The organism is Marinihelvus fidelis, assembly GCF_008725655.1.
GTDB lineage: Bacteria > Pseudomonadota > Gammaproteobacteria > Xanthomonadales > SZUA-36 > Marinihelvus > Marinihelvus fidelis.
Map to the genome: position 1 here is coordinate 15093 of NZ_VYXP01000007.1, position 24908 is coordinate 40000.

18 protein-coding genes (1 of these 18 only partly in view) are annotated in these 24908 nt (G+C 62.9%); 17 read left to right on the forward strand and 1 reads right to left on the reverse strand.

The window, feature by feature from the left end; translation table 11 throughout:
- Window position 1: 1 nt before the first annotated feature.
- The 6 genes from F3N42_RS12020 (at window position 2) to F3N42_RS12045 (ending at window position 7831) form a co-directional block, all read left to right on the forward strand.
- Window positions 2–1378 (forward strand): dihydrolipoyllysine-residue acetyltransferase, encoded by a 1377-nt coding sequence (locus F3N42_RS12020; RefSeq protein ID WP_150864733.1) that lies wholly within the window; start codon window positions 2–4, stop codon window positions 1376–1378.
- Between the two features lie 5 nt (window positions 1379–1383).
- Complete coding sequence (locus F3N42_RS12025) at window positions 1384–1902, forward strand: retropepsin-like aspartic protease family protein (RefSeq protein WP_150864734.1); 519 nt, start codon at window positions 1384–1386, stop codon at window positions 1900–1902.
- Window positions 1899–3707 carry a dihydrolipoyl dehydrogenase gene (lpdA, locus tag F3N42_RS12030; RefSeq protein ID WP_150864735.1) on the forward strand — a complete coding sequence of 603 codons (1809 nt, stop codon included), beginning with the start codon at window positions 1899–1901 and terminating at the stop codon, window positions 3705–3707. Before F3N42_RS12025 ends, lpdA begins: the two co-directional genes overlap by 4 nt.
- A gap of 141 nt (window positions 3708–3848) precedes the next feature.
- Window positions 3849–5897, forward strand: coding sequence for a hypothetical protein (locus F3N42_RS12035; RefSeq protein WP_150864736.1), 2049 nt, complete (start codon window positions 3849–3851; stop codon window positions 5895–5897).
- A gap of 164 nt (window positions 5898–6061) precedes the next feature.
- Complete coding sequence (locus tag F3N42_RS12040) at window positions 6062–7405, forward strand: S1 family peptidase (protein ID WP_191621386.1); 1344 nt, start codon at window positions 6062–6064, stop codon at window positions 7403–7405.
- Window positions 7406–7600: 195 nt separating this feature from the next.
- Window positions 7601–7831, forward strand: a complete 231-nt coding sequence (locus F3N42_RS12045) for an addiction module protein (protein ID WP_224784896.1) — start codon at window positions 7601–7603, stop codon at window positions 7829–7831.
- 12 nt (window positions 7832–7843) lie between these two features.
- Here the strand turns inward: F3N42_RS12045 and F3N42_RS12050 are convergent, their stop codons facing one another.
- Window positions 7844–9208 carry an SLC13 family permease gene (locus tag F3N42_RS12050; RefSeq protein WP_224784897.1) on the reverse strand — a complete coding sequence of 455 codons (1365 nt, stop codon included), beginning with the start codon at window positions 9206–9208 and terminating at the stop codon, window positions 7844–7846.
- A 218-nt stretch (window positions 9209–9426) separates the two neighbouring features.
- Here F3N42_RS12050 and F3N42_RS12055 point away from each other — a divergent pair, with 218 nt between their 5' ends.
- The 11 genes from F3N42_RS12055 to argH all read left to right on the forward strand — a co-directional run.
- Window positions 9427–11721, forward strand: coding sequence for a hypothetical protein (locus tag F3N42_RS12055; protein WP_150864739.1), 2295 nt, complete (start codon window positions 9427–9429; stop codon window positions 11719–11721).
- Between the two features lie 14 nt (window positions 11722–11735).
- On the forward strand, window positions 11736–13634 hold the full coding sequence (locus tag F3N42_RS12060; RefSeq protein WP_150864740.1) for a DUF1302 domain-containing protein: 1899 nt from the start codon (window positions 11736–11738) through the stop codon (window positions 13632–13634).
- 15 nt (window positions 13635–13649) lie between these two features.
- Complete coding sequence (locus F3N42_RS12065; RefSeq protein ID WP_150864741.1) at window positions 13650–15014, forward strand: DUF1329 domain-containing protein; 1365 nt, start codon at window positions 13650–13652, stop codon at window positions 15012–15014.
- A 126-nt stretch (window positions 15015–15140) separates the two neighbouring features.
- Window positions 15141–16079, forward strand: a complete 939-nt coding sequence (locus tag F3N42_RS12070) for a WD40/YVTN/BNR-like repeat-containing protein (protein ID WP_150864742.1) — start codon at window positions 15141–15143, stop codon at window positions 16077–16079.
- On the forward strand, window positions 16076–18490 hold the full coding sequence (locus F3N42_RS12075) for an efflux RND transporter permease subunit (protein ID WP_150864743.1): 2415 nt from the start codon (window positions 16076–16078) through the stop codon (window positions 18488–18490). The genes F3N42_RS12070 and F3N42_RS12075 overlap by 4 nt, the downstream gene beginning before the upstream one ends.
- 718 nt (window positions 18491–19208) lie before the next feature.
- A complete protein-coding gene (locus F3N42_RS12080; protein WP_224784898.1) occupies window positions 19209–20210 on the forward strand; it encodes an N-acetylornithine carbamoyltransferase in 1002 nt (333 codons plus the stop codon).
- On the forward strand, window positions 20210–21421 hold the full coding sequence (gene argG, locus F3N42_RS12085) for an argininosuccinate synthase (protein WP_150864745.1): 1212 nt from the start codon (window positions 20210–20212) through the stop codon (window positions 21419–21421). The genes F3N42_RS12080 and argG overlap by 1 nt, the downstream gene beginning before the upstream one ends.
- Before the next feature lie 86 nt (window positions 21422–21507).
- Window positions 21508–22596, forward strand: a complete 1089-nt coding sequence (locus F3N42_RS12090) for an acetylornithine deacetylase (protein WP_191621387.1) — start codon at window positions 21508–21510, stop codon at window positions 22594–22596.
- Entirely contained in the window at window positions 22589–23911 is a 1323-nt protein-coding gene (locus tag F3N42_RS12095) for an acetylglutamate kinase (protein WP_191621388.1), read from the forward strand. Before F3N42_RS12090 ends, F3N42_RS12095 begins: the two co-directional genes overlap by 8 nt.
- Window positions 23904–24875: an N-acetyl-gamma-glutamyl-phosphate reductase gene (gene argC / locus F3N42_RS12100; RefSeq protein ID WP_224784899.1), complete on the forward strand. Its 972-nt coding sequence runs from the start codon at window positions 23904–23906 to the stop codon at window positions 24873–24875. Before F3N42_RS12095 ends, argC begins: the two co-directional genes overlap by 8 nt.
- Window positions 24872–24908, forward strand: partial view of an argininosuccinate lyase gene (argH, locus tag F3N42_RS12105; protein WP_150864748.1) — the 5' end (the start) only. 1274 nt of this gene lie beyond the right edge of the window; 37 of the gene's 1311 nt are visible here — the first part of the coding sequence; the start codon lies at window positions 24872–24874; the stop codon falls past the right edge of the window. The genes argC and argH overlap by 4 nt, the downstream gene beginning before the upstream one ends.

The following is a 24908-nucleotide window of genomic DNA, read 5'->3' on the forward strand; positions in this document are numbered from 1 at the left end:
CATGGCGGAAAAGATTGAAGTCAAAGTACCGGACGTTGGTGATTTCGAAGACATCCCGGTGATCGAAGTCCTGGTCTCCGTCGGCGACACGGTCGAGGAAGAAGACTCGCTGGTCACGCTGGAGTCCGACAAGGCCACCATGGAAGTGCCGTCGCCCGCCGCCGGCACCATTGTCGAGCTGAAAGTGAAGCTGGATGACACCGTCAGCGAAGGCGATGTCGTGGCCGTGCTGGAAGTGTCCGGTGAAGGCGGTGAGACGGATAACGGTGAGAGCGGTGAAACGGAGGCGGCCGAAGCGCCTGCCGCCGAGGCCGCCGCCCCGGCTGAGCCGGAGAAACAACCCGAACCCGAAGCGCGGAAAGCAGAAGCCGATAAGCCGGCTGAAAAGGCCGCGCCGGCACCCAGCGCCGGCCCGCGGCAGTCGCCGCCGGTGCCTATTGGCGCCGACACCACGCTGCCCGACCGCGTGCCCTACGCCAGCCCGGCCATCCGCGCCTTCGCGCGTGAGCTGGGCGTCGACCTGTTCAAGGTCAGCGGCACGGGCCGCAAAGGCCGCATCCAGCGCGAAGACGTGTCCGGTTTCGTCAAGCAGGCCCTGGCCGGTGGCGCAGGCGCCGCGGCCGCTGGTGGCGGAGGCGGCCTGGACGTCGCGCCGCCGCCCAAGATTGACTTCAGCAAGTTCGGCGAGACCGAGGTCCAGGAACTGTCGCGGATCAAGAAGATTTCCGGCAAGAACCTGCACCGCAACTGGGTCACCATCCCGCACGTCACGCACAACGACGAGGCGGATATCACCGCGCTGGAAGCCTTCCGTAACGCCAACAAGGCGCAGGCCAAGGCCCAGGGCTTCAACCTGACGCCGCTGGTGTTCCTGATCAAGGGCGTGGTCAGCGCGCTGAAGAAGCACCCGAACTTCAACGCTTCGCTGGACCCGACCGGGGAGAACCTGATCCTGAAGCGCTACTTCAACATCGGTATCGCCGTGGACACACCGGACGGCCTGGTCGTCCCGGTCATCCGCGACTGCGACAAGAAGGGCGTGATGGAGCTCGCGAAGGAGCTGGGTGACGTCAGCGTGCGCGCCCGAGACGGCAAGCTGAAACCGGCCGACTGGCAGGGCGCGTGCTTCTCGATCTCCAGCCTGGGCGGTATTGGCGGCACCGATTTCACGCCGATCATCAACTCGCCCGAGGTGGCCATCCTGGGCGTCTCACGCTCGAAGATGACCCCGGTATGGGACGGCGAAGTCTTCCGTCCGCGGCTGATGCTGCCGATGTCGCTGAGCTACGACCATCGTGTGATTGACGGCGCCCAGGCGGCACGGTTCTGCCGCACGCTGGCCGGCCAGCTGGAAGGCCAGGGCCTGCTGTCACTGTGAGCCCGATGCCCGGTCACACCGATGCCAATGCCGGTGTCGGCCGCGGCATGCTCTGGCTGGCCGCCATCGGCGTGCTGGCCGGGCTGACCTGGATGTTCTCGGCCATGCAGGATGAACCGGGCCAGGCCGTCAGCGGCACCGACGCCGGCGGTCGCGCCATGATCCAGCTGCCGCAGGATCGCAGCGGCCACTACCTGGCCGAGGGCACGATCAACGGCCAGGCCATCCATTTCCTGGTCGACACCGGCGCCACGGACGTGGCGGTGTCGGAGGCACAGGCCCGGGCCCTGGGCCTGGATTTCGGCCCGCGAGTGACGGTGATGACCGCCGCCGGCCCGGCCGAGGCCTGGATGACCCGCCTGGACCGCGTGTCCATCGGCGGGATTTCAAGAAACAACGTACGCGCCACCATTACACCGGCGCTTGGCGAGGAGGCCCTGCTGGGCATGAGTTTTCTGAAGCATTTTGACATCCGCCAGACCGGCGGCACCCTGATCATCGCCGAAAAGGGGTTTGAGACGTGAGCAACACGATTGAAGTGAAAGTGCCGGACATCGGCGATTTCGAAAATATCCCCGTCATCGAGGTGCTGGTCGCCGCCGGCGACGAGGTCGAGGCCGAGCAGTCCCTGGTCACCCTGGAGTCCGACAAGGCCACGATGGAAGTCCCGTCCCCGGCCAACGGCAAAATCGTCAGCGTCACCGTGTCCGAAGGCGACGAAGTCTCCGAAGGCACCGTCATCGCCACCCTCGAGCCCGCCGAAGGCGAAGCCTCCGGCGACGAATCCGCCGAATCACCGTCCGAACCGGAACCCGCCGAAGCTCCGACCGAAGCCAACGAGCCGCCGGCCGCAACAACCGCCCCGGAAGCCGACAGTCACGCGTCACCCGTCACCCGTCACCAGCCTCCAGAAGGCGACTTCGACTACGACGTGGTCGTCCTGGGCTCCGGCCCTGGCGGCTACACCGCCGCCTTCCGCGCCGCCGACCTGGACCTGAAAGTCGCCCTCGTCGAGCGCTACGAATCACTGGGTGGCGTCTGCCTGAACGTCGGCTGCATCCCTTCGAAGGCCCTGCTGCACGCCGCCAACGTCATCGACGAAGCCGCCCACATGGCCGAGCACGGCGTGGTCTTCGGCGAACCCGAAATCCAGATCGACCCGCTGCGCGGCTGGAAAGACCAGGTGGTCGGCCAGCTGACCGGCGGCATCGCCGGCATGGCCAAGCGCCGTGGCGTCGACGTCATCCAGGGCACCGGCACCTTCTCCGGCGATCACGCCATGAAAATCGAAGGCGAGGACGGCGAGAAAGAAGTCTCGTTCCGCCACGCCATCATCGCCGCCGGCTCGCAGGCCTTCAAATTGCCCGGCCTGCCGTGGGACGACCCGCGCATGATGGACTCCACCGACGCGCTGGAACTGAAAGATGTTCCGGAGAAACTGCTGGTGGTCGGTGGTGGCATCATCGGCCTGGAAATGGCCAGTGTCTACCAGGCGCTCGGCAGCAAAGTGACCGTGGTCGAGCTCACTGACCAACTCATGCCGGGCGCCGACAAGGACCTGGTCAAACCGCTGCAAAAACGCATCGAGCCCCGCTACGAGGCCATCTGCCTGGAAACCAAGGTCACCGGAATCGAGTCGAAAAAAGACGGCTTGCATGCCACGTTCGAAGGCAAAAAGCTGCCCGACAACACCGTATTCGACCGTGTGCTGGTGGCTATCGGCCGCGTGCCCAACGGCAACAACATCGGCTGCGACGCCGCCGGCGTTGAAGTCACTGACCGCGGCTTCATCCCGGTCGACAAGCAGATGCGCACCAACGTGCCGCACATCTTCGCCATCGGCGACATCGTCGGCCAGCCGATGCTGGCCCACAAGGCCACCCACGAAGCCAAGGTCGCCGCAGAAGTCTGCGCCGGCCACAAGAGCGCCTTCGAGGCCCGCGTGATTCCGTCCGTCGCCTACACCGACCCGGAAGTCGCCTGGGTGGGCCTGACCGAAACGGAAGCGAAGGAGCAGGGCGTGAAGTACGGCGTCGGCAAGTTCCCGTGGGCCGCCTCCGGCCGCGCCCTGGGCATCGGCCGATCCGAGGGCTTTACCAAGCTGCTGTTCGACGAGGCCACCGACCGCGTCATCGGCGCCGGCATCGTCGGGCCGCACGCCGGCGACCTTATCGCCGAAGTCGCACTGGCCATCGAAATGGGTGCGGAAGCGGCCGATATCGGCCTGACCATCCATCCGCACCCGACGCTTTCAGAGTCGGTCGCGATGGCTGCCGAAGTGTTCGAAGGCACGGTGACGGACCTCTACATTCCGAAGAAAAAACGGTAGAACTGGTGCCGGTTTTTTGCCGGCGCCAACCGAGCCGGATTAGGCCCCCCTGAATTTGACAGGGCGTTCTCTTTATCAATAATAGGCACCAACAAGGACGTGAGGTGACACTCAATCTATGTGTGATTATCAGGTGCTGTCATGACAGCATGGTTTTGTTCCCCATCCCGTGCAAAGCGGATTAAAAGTGCTGTTTTTTGTCTCGGGCTACTCACCGTAGCAGCTTTCCCCGGCGCACTCTTCGCCGACACCCCAACCGTATCGTCGGGCCACTCCGCGCAATGGTACAACCGCGAACGTAGCGGCGAAGGCCTGGTCCTGGAAGTGCTTAGCGATGAACTGGCGCTGGTCTACTGGTTTACATACGACGAGTCCGGAAACCAGCGTTGGCTACAGGATGTTGGCAATATCGACGGTGACCGTATCGTATTTCCAGAGTTGAAGGTCACTGCCGGCGGCCGTTTCGGCCCAGGATTCGATCCGGAACAGGTCGAACGGATCGTTGTTGGCGAAGCCGTCCTGAGTTTCAGCGACTGCAACACGGCGGAGTGGAGTTACTCCGCGTTCGGCGAAGCCGAAACGATCCCGATGACACGCCTGACCAAAACCATGGCGGCGGGCTGCCAGCCCATCAACGGCGTGCCCGGGCAGCCGGTGATGGAGTACGCTGGACAAAGCGGCTCGTGGTACGACCCCACCCATTCCGGCGAGGGTTACACGCTGCAATGGATGTCCCGCAACGAGGCGGCGGTGATCTGGTTCACCTATGACGGTGAAGGCAACCAGTATTGGATAACGGGCGTCGGCTCAAGGGTCGGCGACGAAATCGTGTTTCCAGTGACGCATTCAGCGAGCGGCCCCAGCTTCGGCCCCGGCTACGACAAGGAAAAGCTACAGCTCAGCGAATGGGGCAGCCTGACGCTTGAAATCAACTGCAACATCGGGGTTGCCAGGTACGAATCCCATCATCCCGATTTCGGCAGCGGCACGCTGAACCTGTCCAGGTTAACCCGGCTAAGCAAGCCAGGTTGTCCCTATCAAAAACCAAAGCTTTCTGACCTCTACGAGTTTCGTGTCACAGAAATCGACTACAGGCCGCTTGCCGATGACTCCGGGAACGTTCTGAGGGATATGAGTTTCGATGCAAGCGATATCGCTTCAGACGGCACCGTTGTCGGGACTCGAATTCGATTGTTAACCAGGGATCTATTTCGGTGGTTGCCAGACAGCGAACAGTTTTCCGTCGTTGAATCACAATTTGTTACGAGAGATGTGGTTATTTCAGAGGATGCAAAGCGGGCAGTCGCGACACGTTTGGTAACAAATCCAGAAGACGAATCCGACAGGTATTGGGAACCTATCTGGAACACGTCTGCAACTGACAGCTGGGAGTCAATACCAAATTTCCAACTCGAGTCCCCAGTTGTCAGGGCCATTTCCAGAAATGGTGGCTATCTCGTTGGTGTTATTGAGTCCGACGATGAAATGAAATTGCCTTGGACTTGGAGTGTCGAATCGGGCCAGAAAACCTTCGGTCTTAGCCCAGGGCTTAGGGTAGGAATCCCTTGGGCGGTGAGTAACGACGGTAGTGTGTTCATTGGCAATCAGGCTGATTTCAGGAAAGGGTTTCGTGAAGAGCTTGCGACGTTATGGACTAGTGATGGCAAACCTGAATTTCTGCGGGATGAATCCGGCCAGATTTTGGGCTTTTCCCAAGCTTGTAACGATACATGCGATGTGATTCCAGGTAGTTACCATGGTGGCGAGTTGGATCTTGAAGACCCAAATAGTCAAAAATTTTGGCTTTGGACAAGGCGATTTGGGGTGCAGTATTTTGAGGATGATTTGCCAGGTGTGATCGATTCCTTTTATCCGCCGTCAAGATTGGTGTTTGATACTTCCGACGACGGTAGTTTGTTTGTTGGTCGGTACCTCACCATATTCAATGGTGAGAGAGTTCAAAGGCCAGTTATATGGACACAGCGCACTGGCGTTCTTTCCCTATTTGAGCTTCTTGAAGGCATCGAAGGCTGGGATACAAACTGGAAAGATGTTCAAGCGGTCGCTGTGAGCAGTGACGGAACTAAAGTGTTGTTAAATGGTAGTTTTCAGGTGCCCCCAGAACGTGTTTCAGGGCAATACAGTCGGGCTATGATTCTCGAATTGGTGCCTAAATCAAATACCGATTGAATGAGCTTTATGTCGTTTAATTCTTTGAAAGGGAGATAAAACTGTTAGGAGGTTTGGAATTGAGAAAGGATGCTCTAAGACGTATATCGATGTTAGGAATTTGCTTGGTATTGCTTTTGGGTAATGGGTTCGCATATCCCAGTTCGGGCGCTTTAGACCCCGGAATGATTCAGTCGTTGAAAGCCGCTCACGGACTCGACGAAGAAGGTGTGATTGAGCGTTTGGTTGCTGAACAGGTTGCTTTTGACCAACATGAACTAGCGGTAGAGGTACTTGGGGATTCGTTTGCTGGAGCTTGGTTTGATGAGGAAAAATGGTTGCTCACAGTCGCAGCTGTTCCAGGGCCGAGAGTCGATGTGGCGACTCGTCTGGGCCTGAATATTGTTTCTGTGGATAGGACGCTGGAAGAGCTACAAGCTATTCTGTCCGAAACCATTAAGAATGCGCATGCAGATGAGGATTGGGAGGTCGCCTTTGCTGGTGCAGGAATCGACCTCTTGAATAATGCCATTGTCATTAAGTACAAATCCCATTATGCGGAATTTGCAATAAACTCCGTTAACAAATTGCACAATGATGTGTCGTCAATTCGCCTTGAAGAAGTGCGATCACTTCCAACTCTGTCCCAGGCAATTCTGGGTGGCAACCACTACCACAACCCGGTGCCTCAGTACGATTGCTCAATTGGCTTTGCAACCATTTCGGGATTTTATACGGCAGGTCATTGTGGGAGCCCGCCTGACAGTGTTGAAGATCAAAACGGTAACCCAATGGGCCTGTTCGTTGATAATGACTGGACGAACAACGATATCGCCTTAGTGGACATTGATCCTGGTTGGGCAACGACAGACCAGGTGAATGGATATTCAGACGGCATCATTAGCGTTCCTGCCGCGTACGGCGGATTCCGAACGCCCCTAACAGGTACGTCTGTCTGTCGCTCTGGTCAAGCAACTGGAGGGTTGCATTGCGGTACCATTCTCGCTACCAATGATACACAACAGTTTGGAGTGCCTGGGGGTGGGTACGTTACGCTGTCAGGCACCGTCAAGACTGACGTTTGTCAATTGGGTGGGGACTCTGGTGGCCCATTTATCGTCGCGAGTTCACATCTGGCGCAAGGGACACTGATTGGTGGATACCCTACGTCATGTCCGGGAACGAGTAGTGGTGCTTGGTTTGAGCCTATTTCAAAGCATATGACTGAGCTTGGCGATGAAATCAGGACTACGCACGGGAGCAACCCACCTGATATCACTAACCCAGTCTGCCCTGACACCAGTTTGCTTGCGGCGGGGCAGTTTCTGTGTGATGTGGGCACCTATGACTCGCAGGGTTTGACCGATGTTACGTGGACAAGTAGCGTACCGGGTCAGCCAGTTGGGGTGAACAATTTTTACTTTGGAACGTGCACGCCAGGTTTCTGGGTAAATGTGGACCTGGAACTGGAAAACGCGCATGGTTCGGACTCCCAAAGCTTTGGGTTTACGTGCCCGAGTTTTCCTTAGTGAACTGACTTTCTGACGGAGCTCGCCCCCGGATTCCGGGGGCGAGTATTCGTTTTTTACCGCAACTTATCTATTTGTCAGCTTTCGTTTTTGCTAGCCCGTTTGGAAAGTTGATGTAAATGCCATAGTGCGCTTCATCACGCGGTAAATTCAGATGAATCAGTGCTTGCTGTGGGAAGCTAGATGGCTACTCGCATGCTCATGAAACTCACAGTTATTGAACGAGAAGCACTCGATCTTCCTGCTCAGGATCGGGCGAGGTTGGCTCAGCGGCTACTGGAAAGCCTGGATGGGTTATCCGAGACTGAGGTCCAGCAGCATTGGCTGGAAGAAGCACGCTGCCGCGCGGAAGAGTTGGATCAGGGCATAGTTGCACCTGTTACGGCTGAACAGCTTGATCGACGGATTCAAGCCCGTTTGAAGTGAGGTTGAGTAGCGTCACGCCAGTAGCCAGTAGCACACGCCCGTAATTACGAGCGCCCCGATCAGGTTCAGCATCAGGCCGTTGCGGGCCATTTCGCGCACGGTGACGCGGCCGCTGCCGTAGATGACGGCGTTCGGGGCGGTGGCCACGGGTAGCATGAAGGCGCAGCTGGCGCTCATGGCGGCGGGCACCATCAGCAGCATCGGATCAATGTCCATGGCGCCGGCGGCGGAGGCCAGCAGGGGCATCAACAGGCTGGATGTGGCCGTGTTGCTGGTCACCTCGGTCAGGAAGGTCACCACCAGGCAGGTGGCCAGGATCACCAGCAGCGGCGGGATGGTTTCCAGTACGGACAGGCGCGTGGCGATAATGTCGGCCAGGCCGCTTTGCATGAAGGCGGTGGCGATGGTGATGCCGGAGCCGAACAGGATCAGCACTTCCCAGGGCATTTTCTTGGCCGCTTCCCAGCGCAGTACCCGCTGGCCGTTGCCGGCGGGGGTCATGGCCATGACGACGGCGGCGATCAGCGCCACCGAAGCGTCGTTGGCTTTCGGCAGGCCCAGCCATTCGCTCCAGCCGCCGAAGGGCGCACTGCGCGTTACCCAGGCGACGGCGGTGATGACGAACAGGATCATCACGCGCTTCTCCACCGGGCGCCACTGGCCGACCGCCGGGACTTCGACGGGGCTGTCGAGTTTCAGGCCGCGGGTGAGCCAGAGCGCGGCCAGCGGCACCAGGATGATGACCACGGGCAAGCCGAAGCCCATCCACTGCGGAAAGCTGGGCGCGTTGCCGAAGCTGTTCTCGTAGACCTGCATGAACACCAGGTTCGGCGGCGTGCCGATGGGCGTGCCCAGGCCGCCGATACTCGCGGCGTAGGCGATGCCCAGCAGCAGCGGCACGGCCAGGCGCGCGTGTGCGTGGGCCAGCACCGCCAGCGCCACGGGCAGCAGCATCAGCGTGGTGGCGGTGTTCGAGATCCACATGCTCAGCAGCGCCGAGGCGGCCATGAAGCCCATGACCAGGCCACGGGCGTTGTTGCCGCCGAACAGGCGCACCATGTACAGCGCGATGCGGCGGTGGGCGCCGGAATCGGCCATGGCCTCGGAGATCAGGAAGCCGCCCAGCATCAGCAGGATCAGCGGGCTGCCGTAGGACTGGCCGACCTGGGCGGGCGTCAGGATGCCGAACAGCGGGAACAGCGCCAGTGGAATCATCGAGGTGATGGGGATTTCGACCGGTTCGAAGATCCACCACAGCGCGCAAAGGAAGGTAATGGCGGCGGTGGCGGCGGGGGCGAATTCCCATCCGCTGCCCGTGAGCCAGAAGTGGAGCGCGAGCGCCGCCAGCGGCCCGCCGTAAGTCAAAGCCTGTTTCACCGGTTTTCCCCTTGTCGTTGTTGTTCTTCTGCCTGGCGTTCCCGCCATGTGTCAATCTGGTGTCAACACCATACCTTGACGTATAGTGGAGTTGCCCCGGCTTGTGCAGGGGTATCGCAAGTTCTTATCATACTTGCCCTGGAACCACTTAACGGCCAACCCAAATACAATTAACGGCCGGTTCCGGCTCAGACATTGACGCACCACGGAAAACGCACATGAAAAATGTCAGGCTCACACTCGTTTTGCTTTTATTCGGCGTCACATCGGCGATGGCCGACCCCCATCCGGGAGATGGTGGGGGTGGTGGTGCCCGCAACAAGGACGGCAGCATCGTCACCGGTGTGCTCACCGCGCGCTTCGACCCCACCGCGGGGCTCGAGGGCGTGCCGGTTCCCAACAACCTGTTCTTCCTGGGCACCACCGACCTGACCATCAACGTCGACGCTACCGGCATGCCGCCGACCACCGCGGCGCTGATCGACCAGATCAATTCGCTGGACGGCTTCAGCACCATCGAGCGCTGGACCACCACGTTTGTCGACGATGACGGTAACCCCGGCAACATCGCCCCGGCCTCGGTGATCCCTGGCCAGTCGGTCCGGGTGTTCCAGGTCACGACCAGCGGTATCGTCGCGGTCACCGGCATCATCCGCGAGCTCACGCCGGGTTCGGAATTCGTCGCCGTCGCGCAGGGCAATGTCGTGGCGGTCGTGCCGCTGCGCCCGCTGGCCGAGTACTCCAGCTACATGGCCGTGCTGACCAACGACATCAAGGATGCCGACGGCAACAACGCCACGCCTGACCAGACCTATTTCCTGTCGAAGCGCCACGACCCCTGGGTCGACGCCAACGGCAACAGCACCTACGCCCTGATTGACGACGAGACGGCCCGCACACTGGAGCCGCTGCGCCAGATCACCAACAGCATGGAAGCCGCCGCCGAGAGCGTCGGTATCGACCATGACGACGTGATTCTCAGCTGGACGGTGCAGACCCAGTCCATCACGCCGACGCTGGGGCTGCTGCGCAGCATCGCCCAGCCGGCGCCGGTGATGACCGCGCCGGCCGGCGTAACCACGTCCGTGATTGGCGGCGCGGGCATCGCCGATGTCCACGTCGGCGTCATCACGCTGCCGTACTACCTGGGTATCCCGAGCGAGGAAAACCCGGTCGCGCCGATCACCGATTTCTGGCAGGCCGAACCCGGTGCCTACATTCCGCCGTTCGACCAGTTCGGGCTGGACCCGACGTCGACCAACGTGACCGTGGCCAACCCGTTCCCGGTGCCCACCGGCACCCAGACGGTACCGCTGATCGTGTCGGTGCCCAACGCGGCGTCCGGCCAGAGCCAGCCCTCCGGTGGCTGGCCGGTGGTGATCTACGGCCACGGGCTGGGCTCCAACCGGGTCACCTTGCTGGCCATGGCGGATGCCCTGGCAGCAGCCGGTTTCGTGGGGGTCGCGATCGATTTCCCGCTGCACGGCATCGAGCCGTGGAACACGACGTTCGCGCCGTTCTATGTCGAGAACACGCCGTTTGGCGCGATTGCCGACGAGCGGACGTTTAACGTTGATTTCCAGGACAACGCGACAGGCGCGCCCGGCCCTGACGGCATCGTCGATGCTTCCGGCAGCCACGCGCTGAACTTCCAGGAGTTCCGTACCTCGCGCGACAACGTTCGGCAGGGCATTGCCGACCTGTCGGTACTGGCGGTGTCGTTGCCGAACTTTGACCTTAATGCCGATGGTACGCCGGACCTGCGGCCGTTCGATATCGGCTATGCCGGCCTGTCATGGGGTGGCATCAACGGTACCGGCTTCTCCGCCATCGAACCGCTGGTCACCCGAACGTTCCTGAGCGCCCCCGCCGGCGGTCTGCTACGCGCCGGCGAGGCATCGCCCACCTTTGGGCCGCGCATTCGCGCCGGTCTCGAGGCCGTTGGCATCGTGCCGGGCGACCCGCTGTTCGAGCTTTACCTGACCGTGGGCCAGACCGTGGCCGACTCGGGTGACCCGATCAACTGGGTGTCGACGCTGGGCATGGCCAAGCCGACACTGCTGCACGAAGTCATCGGTGACACGGTGCTGCCCAATGCCGTGGCTGGTGCGCCGCTGTCCGGCACAGAGGCGATGATCCGCGTGGGCGCGCTGAGCGCCTACAGCACCACGCAGGCGAATCCGGACGGGCTCCGGTCCGCGGCGCGGTTCCTGCCGCCGGCCTCGCATGGATCGTTGCTGTCGCCTGCCTCGTCTCCGGCCGCGACGGCGGAGATGCAGGGGCAGATGGCGTCATTCCTGGCCTCCCAGGGTACCTTTATCAACGTCGGCGATTCGAGCCTGATGGTGCAGGTGGTTGAGCCTGAGACATCTCCGGTTCGGGATCCCCGGGAAGACAGCGCGGGCAAGAAGAAGTCCCGCCAGGGTCTCGGGCAGTTCCGTGACCGTGTTGACACGACCTCGCGCGGGGCCGGCCAGGCGGCCGGTGCCAGCAGCGCGAGCCGGTTTGAATAAGGGGGGCTGAGACAATGACCAACATCAAGACCAACGGTTCTTCTTTTTCCGCTGCCACCCGACTGGCGCCCCGTTCCATGGCTGCCGCGATTGCGCTGGCACTGGCTGCGCCGGCGATGGCCATCGACTTCCAGGACCCGGACGGTGAGTGGTCGGGCAGCATCGATACCACCATTAGCTACGGTGCCTCGTGGCGAGCGACGGACTACGACCCGGCGGACGTCGGCAAGTCGGCCAACAACCCGGCGGCGTTCATGCTGCCCGCCGCCCAACAGGCGGCCACCGTAGGCCGCTGGTCGAACAACGACGATGACGGCGACCTGAACTACCGTGACGCCGGCGACGTGATCACCAACGTGGCCAAGATCACCGCCGAGGCGGATTTCCGCTGGCGGAACTATGGCGCTTTTATCCGCGCGTCCGGTTTCTATGATTTTGAGAACGCCGACCAGGATTTCCTCAACGACGAGGCCGAAGAGCGCGTCGGCAAGGATGTCCGCCTGCTCGACGCCTACATCTGGGGCGAGCACCAGGTGGGTGACCATTTCCTCAACTGGCGACTGGGCCAGCAGGTGGTCAGCTGGGGTGAGTCCACCTTTATCCAGGGCGGCCTGAACGTCATCAACCCGGTGGACGTGTCCAAGCTGCGCCTGGCCGGTTCGGAGCTGAAGGAGGCCTTCGAGGGCGTCAACATGCTCTGGGGCTCGATGGACCTGACCGACACGGTGTCGCTGGAAGCGTTGTACATGTTCGAATGGGAGCCGATCATTCCGGACCCGGCCGGCACGTATTGGTCCAGCAGCGATATCGCCACGCCAGGTGCGACCTACGCCATGCTCGGTTTCGGTCTCTACCCGCAGCCGGTTATTAACCAGGACCTGTTCAACTCCGTGTGCCTGCGGGGCAACCTGGGCGCATCGGACACCGGGCTTCCGGCCTCGCTAGTCGGCGCGGGTTGCGCGCTGGCCGTGCCGCGCAGCGAAACGCAGCAGGCCAGCGACAGCGGCCAGTTCGGTGCCGCATTGCGCTGGTACGCCGAGAACCTGAACTCCACCGAATTCGCGTTCTACTACCTGCGCTACCACAGCCGCCTGCCGCTGATTAGCGGTTACGCCCTGACCGAGGTGCCGCCCCCGTTCACCAGTGCCAGCTACTTCACCGAGTACCCGGAGGACATCGACCTGTTCGGTGTCAGCTTCAATACGAACGTGGGGACCTGGTCGCTGGCCGGCGAGGTGAGCTACCGGCCCGAGGCGCCGCTGCAGATCGACGACGTGGAAATCCTGTTCGGCGCGCTGACGCCGTTGAACCCTTTGATCCCTGCAGAGGTCAATCGTTACAAGAGCCAGCTGGGCAATTTCGCGCCGGGCGAGCTGATCCAGGGTTACCACGAGCATTCGTCCTGGCAGGCCCAGGCGACGCTGACCAAGCTGTTCGGCCCGGGCAACTTCCTGCAGGCCGACCAGGTGGCCTTCGTCACCGAAGCGGGCCTGAACTACGTGGATGACCTGCATGATTACAGCACGCTGCGTTACAACGGTTCCGGCACGGATACCGGTGGTGGCGCCGATGCCAGCACCGGCGATTTCAACAACCCGGTTACGGAACCAGATGGCTTCGCCGATGACTTCAGCTGGGGCTACCGCATGCTGGCCCGCGCGAGCTACTTCAACGCCATCGGCGCCTGGACGGTCGCGCCGCGGCTGGCCTGGTCGCATGATGTCGATGGCACGACACCGGGACCCGGTGGTTCTTTCATTGACGGCCGCAAACAGGTGACCGCGGCGGTCAGCTTCAGTTACCTCGACAGATGGGTCGTTGACGTCGCCTATACCGACTACCTGGGTGGCGGCAAATACAACCTGTTGCGCAATCGCGATTTCATCGCGGCCAGCGTCAGCTACTCATTCTGATTGATGGAGATTCGAATGAAGACATTGAAATTTTTCACGCTGAGCATCGCCATCGCGGCTGTCGCCGGCACGGGCTCGCTCCAGGCCGGCCCCAAGCCCGATGAAATTGACCGCCTGTCCGCGGACCTGACGCCGATGGGTTCGGAGCGCGCGGGCAATGCCGCCGGCACGATCCCCGAATGGACCGGTGGCATCACGGAGCCGCCCGCGGGCTACGAGCCGGGCGACCACCACCCGGACCCGTTTGCGAGCGACCAGGTGCTGTTCCGCATCGACGCGTCGAATTACACCGAGTATTCCGACCAACTGAGCGTGGGCCAGAAGGCCATGTTCGAGCGCTACCCGGACACCTATTTCATGGAGGTGTACCCAACGCGCCGTTCCGCTTCGTTCCCACAGCGTTCGCTGGACATGACCATCGAGAACGGCAAGACCGCGACCCTGGCCGACCAGGGTGAGGGCGTGCTCAACGCCGCCGAGGGCTTCCCGTTCCCGTTCCCGGAAAATGCCTACGAGCTGATGTGGAACCACAAGCTCAAGCCCAAGAGCGTGGGCGGTATTCGCTACAACAACCAGGTGGCGCCCACCACCGATGGCGCCTACTCCTTTGTCAAGATTCGCGAGGAGCTGCTGGGCCTGTACTACAAGGAGGGTGTGACCGTCGACGAGATCGACAACATCCTGCTGTACTTCTTCCAGGAAGTGGAAGCCCCGGCGCGCCTGGCGGGCAACATCCTGCTGGTGCACGAAACGCTGAACCAGATCGAGCAGCCGCGCCAGGCGTGGATCTACAACCCGGGCCAGCGCCGCGTGCGCCGTGCGCCCAATGTGGCCTACGACAACCCGGGCACCGCGTCCGACGGCCTGCGCACCAATGACATGACGGACATGTTCAACGGCGCCATGGACCGGTTCGACTGGGAGCTGGTCGGCAAACGCGAAATGTATGTGCCGTACAACAGCTACAAGGCCCACCAGGCCAGCGTCACCACCGACGACCTGGTCAAGCCCGGCCACCTGGACCCGTCCTACTTCCGCTACGAACTGCACCGTGTGTGGGTGATCGAAGCTCGCCTGAAAGACGGCATGCGCCACATCAACTCACGCCGCACGTTCTACCTGGATGAGGACAGCTACCAGATCCTGCTGGTTGATCATTACGACAACCGCGGCGAGCTGTGGCGCGCGTCGGAAGCGCACTGCATCAACTACTACGATATGCCGACGTTCTGGTCCACGTTTGAGGCGCATTACGACCTGCAGTCCGGGCGTTACCTGGCACAGGGCTTCGACAACCAGGATCCGGTCAACACCTTCAACCGCGAACTGTCCCCCGGTCAGTTCACGCCGCAGGCGCTGCGTACCCGCGGCCGCCGTTGATCCATCCGGGCGCTGGGCCGGGCCCGGCGCGTTGTGCCTATAATGAGAGGCCGGCCGCGTGCCGGCCTTTCGTCCAATGGGGGGTAGACGGTGCTCCTGAGCCGTAATCTGACCAGCGTTGTTGTCATGACGGGTTGGCTGCTGCTGACGGCAGGGTTATGGCCGTCGACAGCCTGGTCCCAGGATGAAGGCGGCGCCGATGTCACGGCACAGATGATGCCGCGCGTCTCAAGATCCCTTCTGCTCGATATCACTCGTACCGACGCCGGCCGTTTCGTGGCCGTGGGTGAGCGTGGCCACATCCTGTATTCGGACACCGGCGATGACTGGACCCAGGCCAACGAGGTCCCCAGCCGGGCGACGCTGACCTCGGTGGCGGCGGCGGGCGACCGCCTGTGGGCCGCCGGGCACGACACCGACATTCTGGCCAGCGACGACGGCGGCGAGTCCTGGGCGTTGCTCTATCGCGACATCGAACGGCAACAACCCGTGCTCGACCTGCACTTCTTTGACGAGGCCAATGGCATGGCCGTCGGTGCCTATGGCCTGGCCATGTTCACCACCGATGGCGGTGAAACCTGGGATGAGCGTGTGGTCAGCGCGGACGAGTGGCACCTGAACGCGATACTGGACCGCGGTAACGGGCGCCTGCTGGTGGCCGGCGAGGCCGGCGTGTCCTATGCCAGCGACGATGGCGGTACCACCTGGGTCGACATCCCCATGCCATACCCGGGCTCGATGTTCGGGGCGCTGCAAGCTGCGGGTTGCACCTGGCTGTTCGGCCTGCGTGGCCATGTCCAGCGGCGCTGCGATGACGAAGGTGACTGGGAAGAACCCGCAACGGACACCGTCGCCACGTTGCTGGGCGGACTGGCCGATGACGGCCGGCTCGTACTCGTCGGCAACAGCGGCACGTTGCTGCATGGCGGTAATGGGAAGCCGTTCCGTGTGGTGCATCATTCCAGTGGCGTCGACTTTTCCGCCATCGTCCAGGCCGGAGAAGGGCGTTACCTGCTGACCGGCGAGGGCGGGGTTCACCACTACCCCGAGCGTGACGCGCCATGAGGCAGTCGAACCAGGGCTTCCTGCACCACGTCGCGACATTCCTGATCGGTGCGCGTTACGCCGTCGTCGGGCTGTTCGTGGCCATTACCGTACTGATGGCCTGGGCGATGACCGACCTGAGAATCGAGACCGGGTTCAAGAAGCAGCTGCCACTCGAGCACGAGTACATGCAGACCTTCCTGGAATACGAGGAGGCCTTTGGCGGCGCCAACCGTGTCCTGGTGGCGCTGGTAGCCAAAGACGGCGACATGTTCACGACGCCGTTTTTCGAGTCATTCGAGGAGATCACCAACCAGGTGTTCTTCATCCCCGGCGTCGACCGCGCCAGCGTGCGTTCCATCTTCACGCCCAATGTGCGCTTCGTCGAGGTGGTGGAAGACGGTTTCGCCGGCGGCAATGTCATCCCGTCTGACTTCTCGCCGTCACCGGAGATGTTCGAGCGGGTCCGCTCGAATATCGTCAAGTCCGGCGAAGTCGGCCGGCTGGTGTCCGGCGACTTCAGCGGCGCCATGGTCTGGGCCAACCTGCTTGAAGAGAACCCGCAGACCGGCGAGCGGCTGGACTACCGCCAGGTGGCCGCGCAGCTGGAAGACATCCGTACGCAGTTCGAGAACGAGGACTACAGTGTCCACATCATTGGTTTCGCCAAGATCGTCGGTGACATCTCCGACGGTGCCAAATCGGTGGCGTGGTTCTTCGGCATCGCTCTCGTCATCACGGCCATCCTGCTGTACCTGTACACGCGGTCGTTCTGGCTGACACTGCTGCCCTTGCTGTGTTCGCTGGCGGCGGTGATCTGGCAGATGGGTACGCTGAGCCTGCTCGGCTACAGCCTGGACCCGATGAATATCCTGACGCCGTTCCTGGTGTTCGCCATCGGCGTCAGCCACAGCGTGCAGAAGATCAGCGCCTGGGTGGTGGAGAAGGAGTTCGGTGGGCGCACCCCGGACCAGTGGGCCAAGATCGGCGTCGACGATGTCACCCAGATCCCGCGGCGTTCGCCGATGCACGGCTCCCGGGAGACCATCAAGAAACTGCTGGCGCCCGGCCTGATCGCGCTGATCTCCGACACGATCGGCTTCCTGACCATCCTGTTCATCCAGATCCGCATCATCCAGGAACTGGCGATTACCGCCAGCGTGGGTGTCGCGGTCATTATCTTCACGAACCTGATCCTGCTGCCGGTGCTGTTGTCGTGGGTGCAGTTGCGTGGCGAGCAGAAATACCGGGCCCGGCTGCTGGCCAAGGCCCATACCTCGTCCGGGTTGTGGGAGCGCATTGCCCGGGTGACCGAGCCCCGCGTGGCCGCGATCGTGATCGTCGTCAGTATCGCCCTGTTCGGTGCCGGTATCTGGAAGGCACAGGACCTGCAGATTGGTGATTCCGAGGCCGGCGTGCCGGAGCTTCGGCCCGAGGCCCGATACAACCAGGATGCCGCGCTGATCTCGGAACGGTTCTCACTGGGCGTGGACCAGATCAACGTGGTGGCGGAGACCATTCCCAACGCCTGCACGGAAAACTACCGCGTCATGGAGCGCATCGACCGCTTTGCGTGGAATATCGAGAACGTCGAGGGTGTCCAGCAGGTCGTGACGCTGCCGTACGTGGCCAAGGTGGTGAATGCCGGCTGGAACGAAGGCAATATCAATTGGCGCGTGCTGCCGCGCGATCCTTACTTGTTACGCCAGGCGCTCAGCAATATCGAAACCGACACCGGCCTGCTGAACCGCGATTGCAGTGCCATCCCGATCCTGATCTTCACCGCCGACCACAAGGCGGAAACCATTAACCGGGTCGTAGCGCGGGTCAAGGAACTGCGCACCGAGCTGGACATGGACGAGCCGAAGCTGCGCTTCCGCCTGGCCACCGGTAACGTCGGTGTGATGGCCGCGACCAACGAGGACATCGAGGCCGCCGAGAAACCGATGCTGGCCCTGGTGTTCGGCGCCATCGTGCTGCTCTGCCTGGTCACTTACCGGTCTGTGCTGGGTACGCTGTGCGTGGTGATCCCGCTGGTCGTGGTCTCGACACTGGCCGAGGCGCTGATGGCCATGTACGGCATCGGCCTGAAGGTGAACACGCTGCCGGTGGTGGCGCTGGGCGTCGGCATCGGTGTGGACTACGGCATCTACATCTATAACCGTCTCGATACCCTGCTGAAGGAAGGTTTCAACCTGGAAGAGGCGTATTACCAGACCTTGCGGCTGACCGGCCGCGCCGTGATCTTTACCGGCCTGACGCTGGCTGCGGGTGTGGGCACGTGGATTTTCTCGCCGCTGCAGTTCCAGGCCGACATGGGGATCCTGCTGTCGTTTATCTTCCTGGCTAACATGGTGGGCGCGATCGTGATGTTGCCGGCGCTGGTGCGCTGGTTGATGCGGCGGACGCCGCAGGCGCCTCGCGGGGCCTGAGGAAGGGGTCGTGACTTTCGGGGCGCGCTCAAGACGTCCCTGTGCGCTCATCGGCGGCCATCCATGGCCGCCGAAGGCCCCGTAAGACACGACCCCATCCTCAGACATACGGAACCCGTTGCGGTGTCCGCCGCATGAGCCAGCGCACCAGCGCCCGCAACACCCCTCCGCAAACGGGTTCTCCGGCCGGCAACCATGCCGCATGCGCGGTGGCGGGTTGGGGTTTCAGTGGACTTCGGCGGCCAGGGATGGCCGCCGATGAGCGCCCATGGATGGCCCGAGCGCTCCACTGAAACCCCAACCCGCCACCACGCAACCCGCGACAAGCTTGCAAACCGGCCGGAGAGCCCGTAAATTCGGCCCCATGAAGAACGTGATGGGCAACAGCATTTTCCCGGGCCGCCGCGCACGACGTACTCGCCGACCACTGTTGGCCGGGTAGCCGTTGCGCAGAGTNGATGGCCCGAGCGCTCCACTGAAACCCCAACCCGCCACCACGCAACCCGCGACAAGCTTGCAAACCGGCCGGAGAGCCCGTAAATTCGGCCCCATGAAGAACGTGATGGGCAACAGCATTTTCCCGGGCCGCCGCGCACGACGTACTCGCCGACCACTGTTGGCCGGGTAGCCGTTGCGCAGAGTCTGAGACTTCACGTGTACCGACGACCCAGCCAAGGCTGGGTTTTTTGTTTTCTGGATGACTGACACGGACGAACGAGTGAAACATTTTCTGACCACGCAGGACTGGAGCGTTGACGAGCTCACGGGGCTGCTCGAACTGGCGGACCAATTGAAGGCCGACCCCCTGAACGACAGCCTGCGCGGCAAGTCCGTGGCGCTGCTGTTCCTGAACCCGTCGATGCGCACGCGTACCTCGTTCCAGGTGGGGGCGCAGCAGATGGGCGCCATCGCCGTGGTGCTGGCGCCGGGCCAGGATGCCTGGGGCGTCGAGTTCGCGCCGGGCGTGGTCATGGACGGCGATGCCGAGGAGCACATCGCCGAGGTGGCCGGCGTGCTGTCGCGCTACGTCGACCTGATCGGCCTGCGCGCGTTCCCCAAGTTCAGGGACTGGTCGCACGACCGCACCGACTCGGTGATCAAGGCGCTGGCGCAGCATTCCACGGTGCCGGTCATCAACATGGAAACCATCGTCCACCCCTGCCAGGAGCTGGCACTGATGCAGACCCTGCGCGGCCGTTTCGGCGACATCGCCGGCCGCAAGATGGTGCTGACCTGGACCTGGCACCCGCGCCCGCTGAATACCGCCGTGGCCAACTCGGCATTGTTGATAGGCACGCGTTTCGGTGCCGACGTCACCCTGCTGTGCCCCAGCGAGGAATACCTGCTGGACCCGCAGTTCATGGACGCGGCGAAAGCCAATGCCGAGGCCAGCGGTGGTTCGCTGCAGGTGAGCCACGATATCGAGTCCGCCTACGACGGCGCCGAGATCGTCTACGCCAAGAGCTGGGGCGCGTTGCCGTATTACGGCCACCCGGAAGAAGAGTGGCGGCTGCGCCAGCACAACAAGCACTTCATCGTTGACGAGGCGAAAATGGCGCTGACCAACAACGGCGTGTTCAGCCACTGCCTGCCGCTGCGCCGCAACGTGAAAGCCACCGATGGCGTGATGGACGCCGATTACTGCCTGGCCCTGGACGAGGCGGAGAACCGCCTGCACGTGCAGAAGGCCCTGATGATGACCCTCGCGGGAGCGAAATAATGAGCAAGACCTACGACGGCGAGAAAATCGTTCTCGCGTTTTCCGGCGGCCTGGACACCAGCTACTGCGTGCTGGCGCTGAAAGAACAGGGCTTCGAAGTCCACACCGTGTTCGTCGACACCGGCGGCATCGCCCAGGACGAAGTGGACTGGATCCGCGAGCGCGCCGAGTCGCTTGGCGCGGCGCAGCATCACCTGCTGGATGTCAGCGAGGCCATCTGGGACGAATTCGTCACCCCGCTGGTGTGGAGCCACGCGCGCATGCTGGGTGAGTACCCGCTGCTGTGCTCGGACCGCTACCTGATCGTGCGCCGCTCGCTGGAGTTGGCCGATCAACTGGGCACAAAGCACTTCGCCCACGGCTGCACTGGCATGGGAAACGACCAACTGCGTTTCGACCAGACCGTGCGCAGCGTCGGTGACTATGTCATCCACGCGCCGGTCCGCGACCTGCAGAAGGTCACCAACGACGTCCGTAACCACGAGATCGGGCTGCTGGAAGCGGCCGGCGTAGAGGTGCCGAAAAAGTCGGGCCAGTATTCCATCAACGAGAACCTGCTGGGCGTCACCATCTCCGGCAGCGAGATCGACCGTTTCGAGGCGCCCGGGCCCGATACCCGAGCGCTGTCCCGGCCACGCTCGGAATGGCCGGAAGCCCCGCTGGAGGTGAAGGTCACATTCGAGAAGGGCGTCGCCGTGGCACTGGATGGCGAACGCCTGGCCGGCCCCGAAATTCTTGGCCGCCTGAACAGGGCCTTCGGTCAGTATGGCGTCGGCCGGCACATCTACACCGGTGACGTCAGCATCGGCCTGAAAGGCCACATCGTCTTCGAGTGCCCAGGCATCGACGCGCTGCTGTGCGCCCACCAGGCCCTGGAAGACACGGTCAACACCAAGCTGCAGAACCAGTTCCGCCATATCGTCGCGCAGCGCTGGGCCGAGCTGGTCTACACCGGCTTTTTCTACGAGCCGCACAAGATTGACCTGGAGGCCTACCTGGCCTCGTCACAGTCCGCCGTCGACGGCACGGTCACCCTGCGTACCGAGGGCGGTAGCCTGATCGCCGTCGCGGTCGAGTCGCCGAACATGCTGGTCGAAGAAGGCGCGGTCTACGCCCAGAGCGCCAGCTGGACGCCGGAAGAAGCGGAAGGCTTCATCAAGCTGCTGGGCCAGAGCTCCACGCTCGCCGCTCGTGTCAGGCGCAATACATGACCCGGCGCGGCATCATCGAGGTGCTCCTGTCACGCGTCACGCGTCACGCGTAACGCGTAACCAGCCAGAAGAGTGGACTGTCACCAGTGTCAACAAAAGTAACCATTGAGCGGGTCCTGGCGCACCTGGAGGCGCTGGTCGCGTTTGATACCCAGAACCCACCACGCGACTTCGATGCGCAGTCGCCGATGTTCGCGTACCTGGCCGAAAGCCTGGGTGAGGCGTTCTCGGTTGACGTGACGGACCATGGCAAGGGCCGGGTGACGTTCCATGCGCGCCGCGGGATGCCGAAAGTGCTGTTCAACGTTCATCTCGATACCGTGCCGGTGCTCGATGGCGCCGCGCGGCCGCCACTGGAGCTGATCGTGGAGGATGGCCGGGCCTACGGGCGCGGGGCCTGCGATATCAAGGGCGCCGCGGCCTGCCTGCTGGCGTTGGCCGAGACCACGGATGCGCCGATGGCGTTGCTGTTCACCACCGATGAAGAGGGCGCCGAGGGCTGCTGCGTGGCCGAGTTTCTGGCCTCCGGCGCTGCAGCTGCCTACTCACAGGTGGTGGTGGCCGAGCCGACCGAGTGCGTGGCGCAGTTCCGTCACCGGGGCTACCTGTCGGCCCGTGGCCGGTTCGTGGGCGTGGGTGGCCATTCTTCTGAGCCGCGCGCGCTCGATGACAATGCCATTCACCGGCTGGTGCGCTGGAGCGCGTCGGCCATTGAGCTGGCCCGGTCGATGGCCGCGGAACGCCGCCGCAGCTGCTTCAATATCGGCACGGCCGGGGGCGGGGTGAAGTCGAACGTTATCGCCGATCACGCCGACATTTTCTGGAGCGCCCGCCTGGCCCCGGGCGACAGTAACGACGACTTCCTGGCGACGTTGTCAGAACTCGATGGCGGAGAGCATGCCGAATGGATAACGTCATTTTCCGGCCCGCCGCTGCCCACCGCCGGGCATGACGATGCTGCCGCGCGCCAGTTCGCGGCGCTGAATGAACTGCCCACCGGGGACGGCCTGGACTTCTGGACCGAGGCGTCTTTGTTCGCCGCGGCCGGCCTGCCGGCGCTGGTCCTGGGCCCCGGGAATATTGAACAGGCCCACGTGGTGGATGAGTGGGTGGCACTGGAACAACTCGAACGCGCCTGCGAGCGGTATGGCGCCGTGGTGAATGGTGATGTCTGAGATTCGTGAAACCGTGCTTGAGTTGCTGGCCCAGCTGGGCTCCAGCCGGGAGGCGCGGCAGTACCTGAAAGAATTCTCCTCGGTGGGCGAGTCACGCTTCGCCGTGGTCAAGGTGGGCGGCGGCATCCTCGCCGACCACCTGGATGAACTGGCCTCGGCACTGGCCTTCCTCCACCGCCTGGGGTTGCGGCCGGTGGTGCTGCACGGCGCCGGGCCGCAGGTCGATTCGGCACTGGAGTCCGCCGGGGTCGAGAGCGAAAAGGTCGACGGCCTGCGCGTGACGTCCGACGCCGTCATGGCCGTCGCGCGGCCGGTGATCTACGAGCAGAACATGCGCCTGGTGGATGCACTGGAAAAACGCGGCATCCGTGCCCGCGGCATCCAGCATGGCATCTTCCACGCGCGCTTCCTGGATCGCGAGAAGTTCGGCCTGGTGGGCGAAATCACCGGCGTCGACCTGGACCCGCTGGAGCGGACCATCGAGGCCGGCGCGCTGCCGGTGCTCACCTGCCTGGGCGAATCGCCGTCCGGCCAGGTGCTGAACATCAACGCCGATATCGCCGCCCGCGAGCTGGTGTGGGCGATCAAGCCGCACAAGATCATTTTCCTTACCCCGTCCGGCGGCCTGCTGGACCGAGACGGCCGGGTGATCACCGCGGTCAGCCTGACCAATGACTACGACGCCCTGATGCAGGAGCCCTGGGTGCACTCGGGCATGCGCCTGAAGCTGCAGCAGATCCACGAATTGCTGATGGGCCTGGACGAGAAGGCCTCGGTGTCGATCACCTCCGCCAACCTGCTCACGCGTGAACTGTTTACCCACCGCGGTGCAGGCACCCTGGTGCGCCGTGGCGAAGTTATCGATATTCATGATCCGCCCGGTGAAGCCGTGATGGACCAGGTCGAGCAGCGCATCGAGGCATCCTTCGGCCGCACCCTGGTGGATGGCTGGCGCGACTCGCTGCACAAGCCGGCGGTGTTGATGTCGGCATCCGGCCGCGCCGCCGCCGTGGTGGTGGAAGGTGCCGGCAGCGTGCCCTATCTCGACAAGTTCGTGGTCACGCCCGAAGCGCAGGGCGAGGGCCTGGGCGCCGCCATGTGGCAGGTGCTGCGAGCCCGCTACCCGACGATGTACTGGCGCTCGCGCAATACGAACCCGATCACGCCCTGGTACTTCCAGCAGGCGGACACCAGCGACCGCAAGGGCAAGTGGGTGGTCTTCACCATCGGCATCGAAGAGCCCGACCTGCGCCGCCAGGTGGTCAAGGAGGCCATGCGTCGCAACCCCGGCTGGGTGGAGAGCGACGATGAGTGAACCGGCGGCTGAAATGACAAGGTCCGTCGCCCTGGTCGGCGGCCGTGGCTACACCGGCGCCGAGTTGCTGGGCCTGCTTGCCCGCCATCCCGTGCTGAAACTGGCCTTCGCCAGTTCCACCAGCCAGGCCGGGCTGCCGGTCACCGAGGTCTGTCCACAATGGCCGGACGCCAACGACCAACTGGTCGCCCTGTCGCCGGGTGAAGTGGCCACGGGTGAAGCCGATGCCTGGGTGCTGGCCGTGCCCAATGGCGCCGCCGCCGAGTGGGCGCAGGCCATCAGCGCCGCGCACCCCACGGCCGTGATCATCGACCTGAGCGCCGATCATCGTTTCGATGATGACTGGGCCTACGGTCTGCCCGAGCTGAATCGTGCGGCCATCCGGCAGGCCAAACGTATCGCCAACCCGGGCTGTTACGCGACGGCGGGCCAACTCGGTCTGGCGCCCATCGCCGATCGCCTGGCGGGCACGCCTTCGTTGTTCGGTGTTTCCGGCTACTCCGGCGCCGGCCGGACGCCATCGCCCAAGAACGATCCGGAGCGCCTGGCCGACAACCTGCTTCCCTACAGCCTGGCTGGCCACGTGCACGAGCGCGAGATCGGCCATCGCCTGGGCAGGCCGGTGCGGTTCATGCCGCATGTCGCGCCATTCTTCCGTGGGATCGCCATGACGATTTCCGCTCGCCTTGGGTCTCCGACCAGCGCAGCAGAGCTGGAAGCGATCTATCGCGAAGCCTATGCCGGCGAGCGGCGCATACGTGTCAGCCGTGAAGCGCCGGAGGTGCGGGATATGCGAGACACACCAGATGCCGCCATCGGTGGCTTTACGGTGTCGCCCGATGACCCACACGACATCGCCGTGGTCAGCGTGCTGGACAACCTGTCCAAGGGCGCGGCCAGCCAGGCGCTGCAGAACATCAACCTGGCCCTGGGCCTGGACGAACAACTGGGACTGGAACCATGAGTGGACCCATCTGGAAGAAGGACGGCGCGGGCA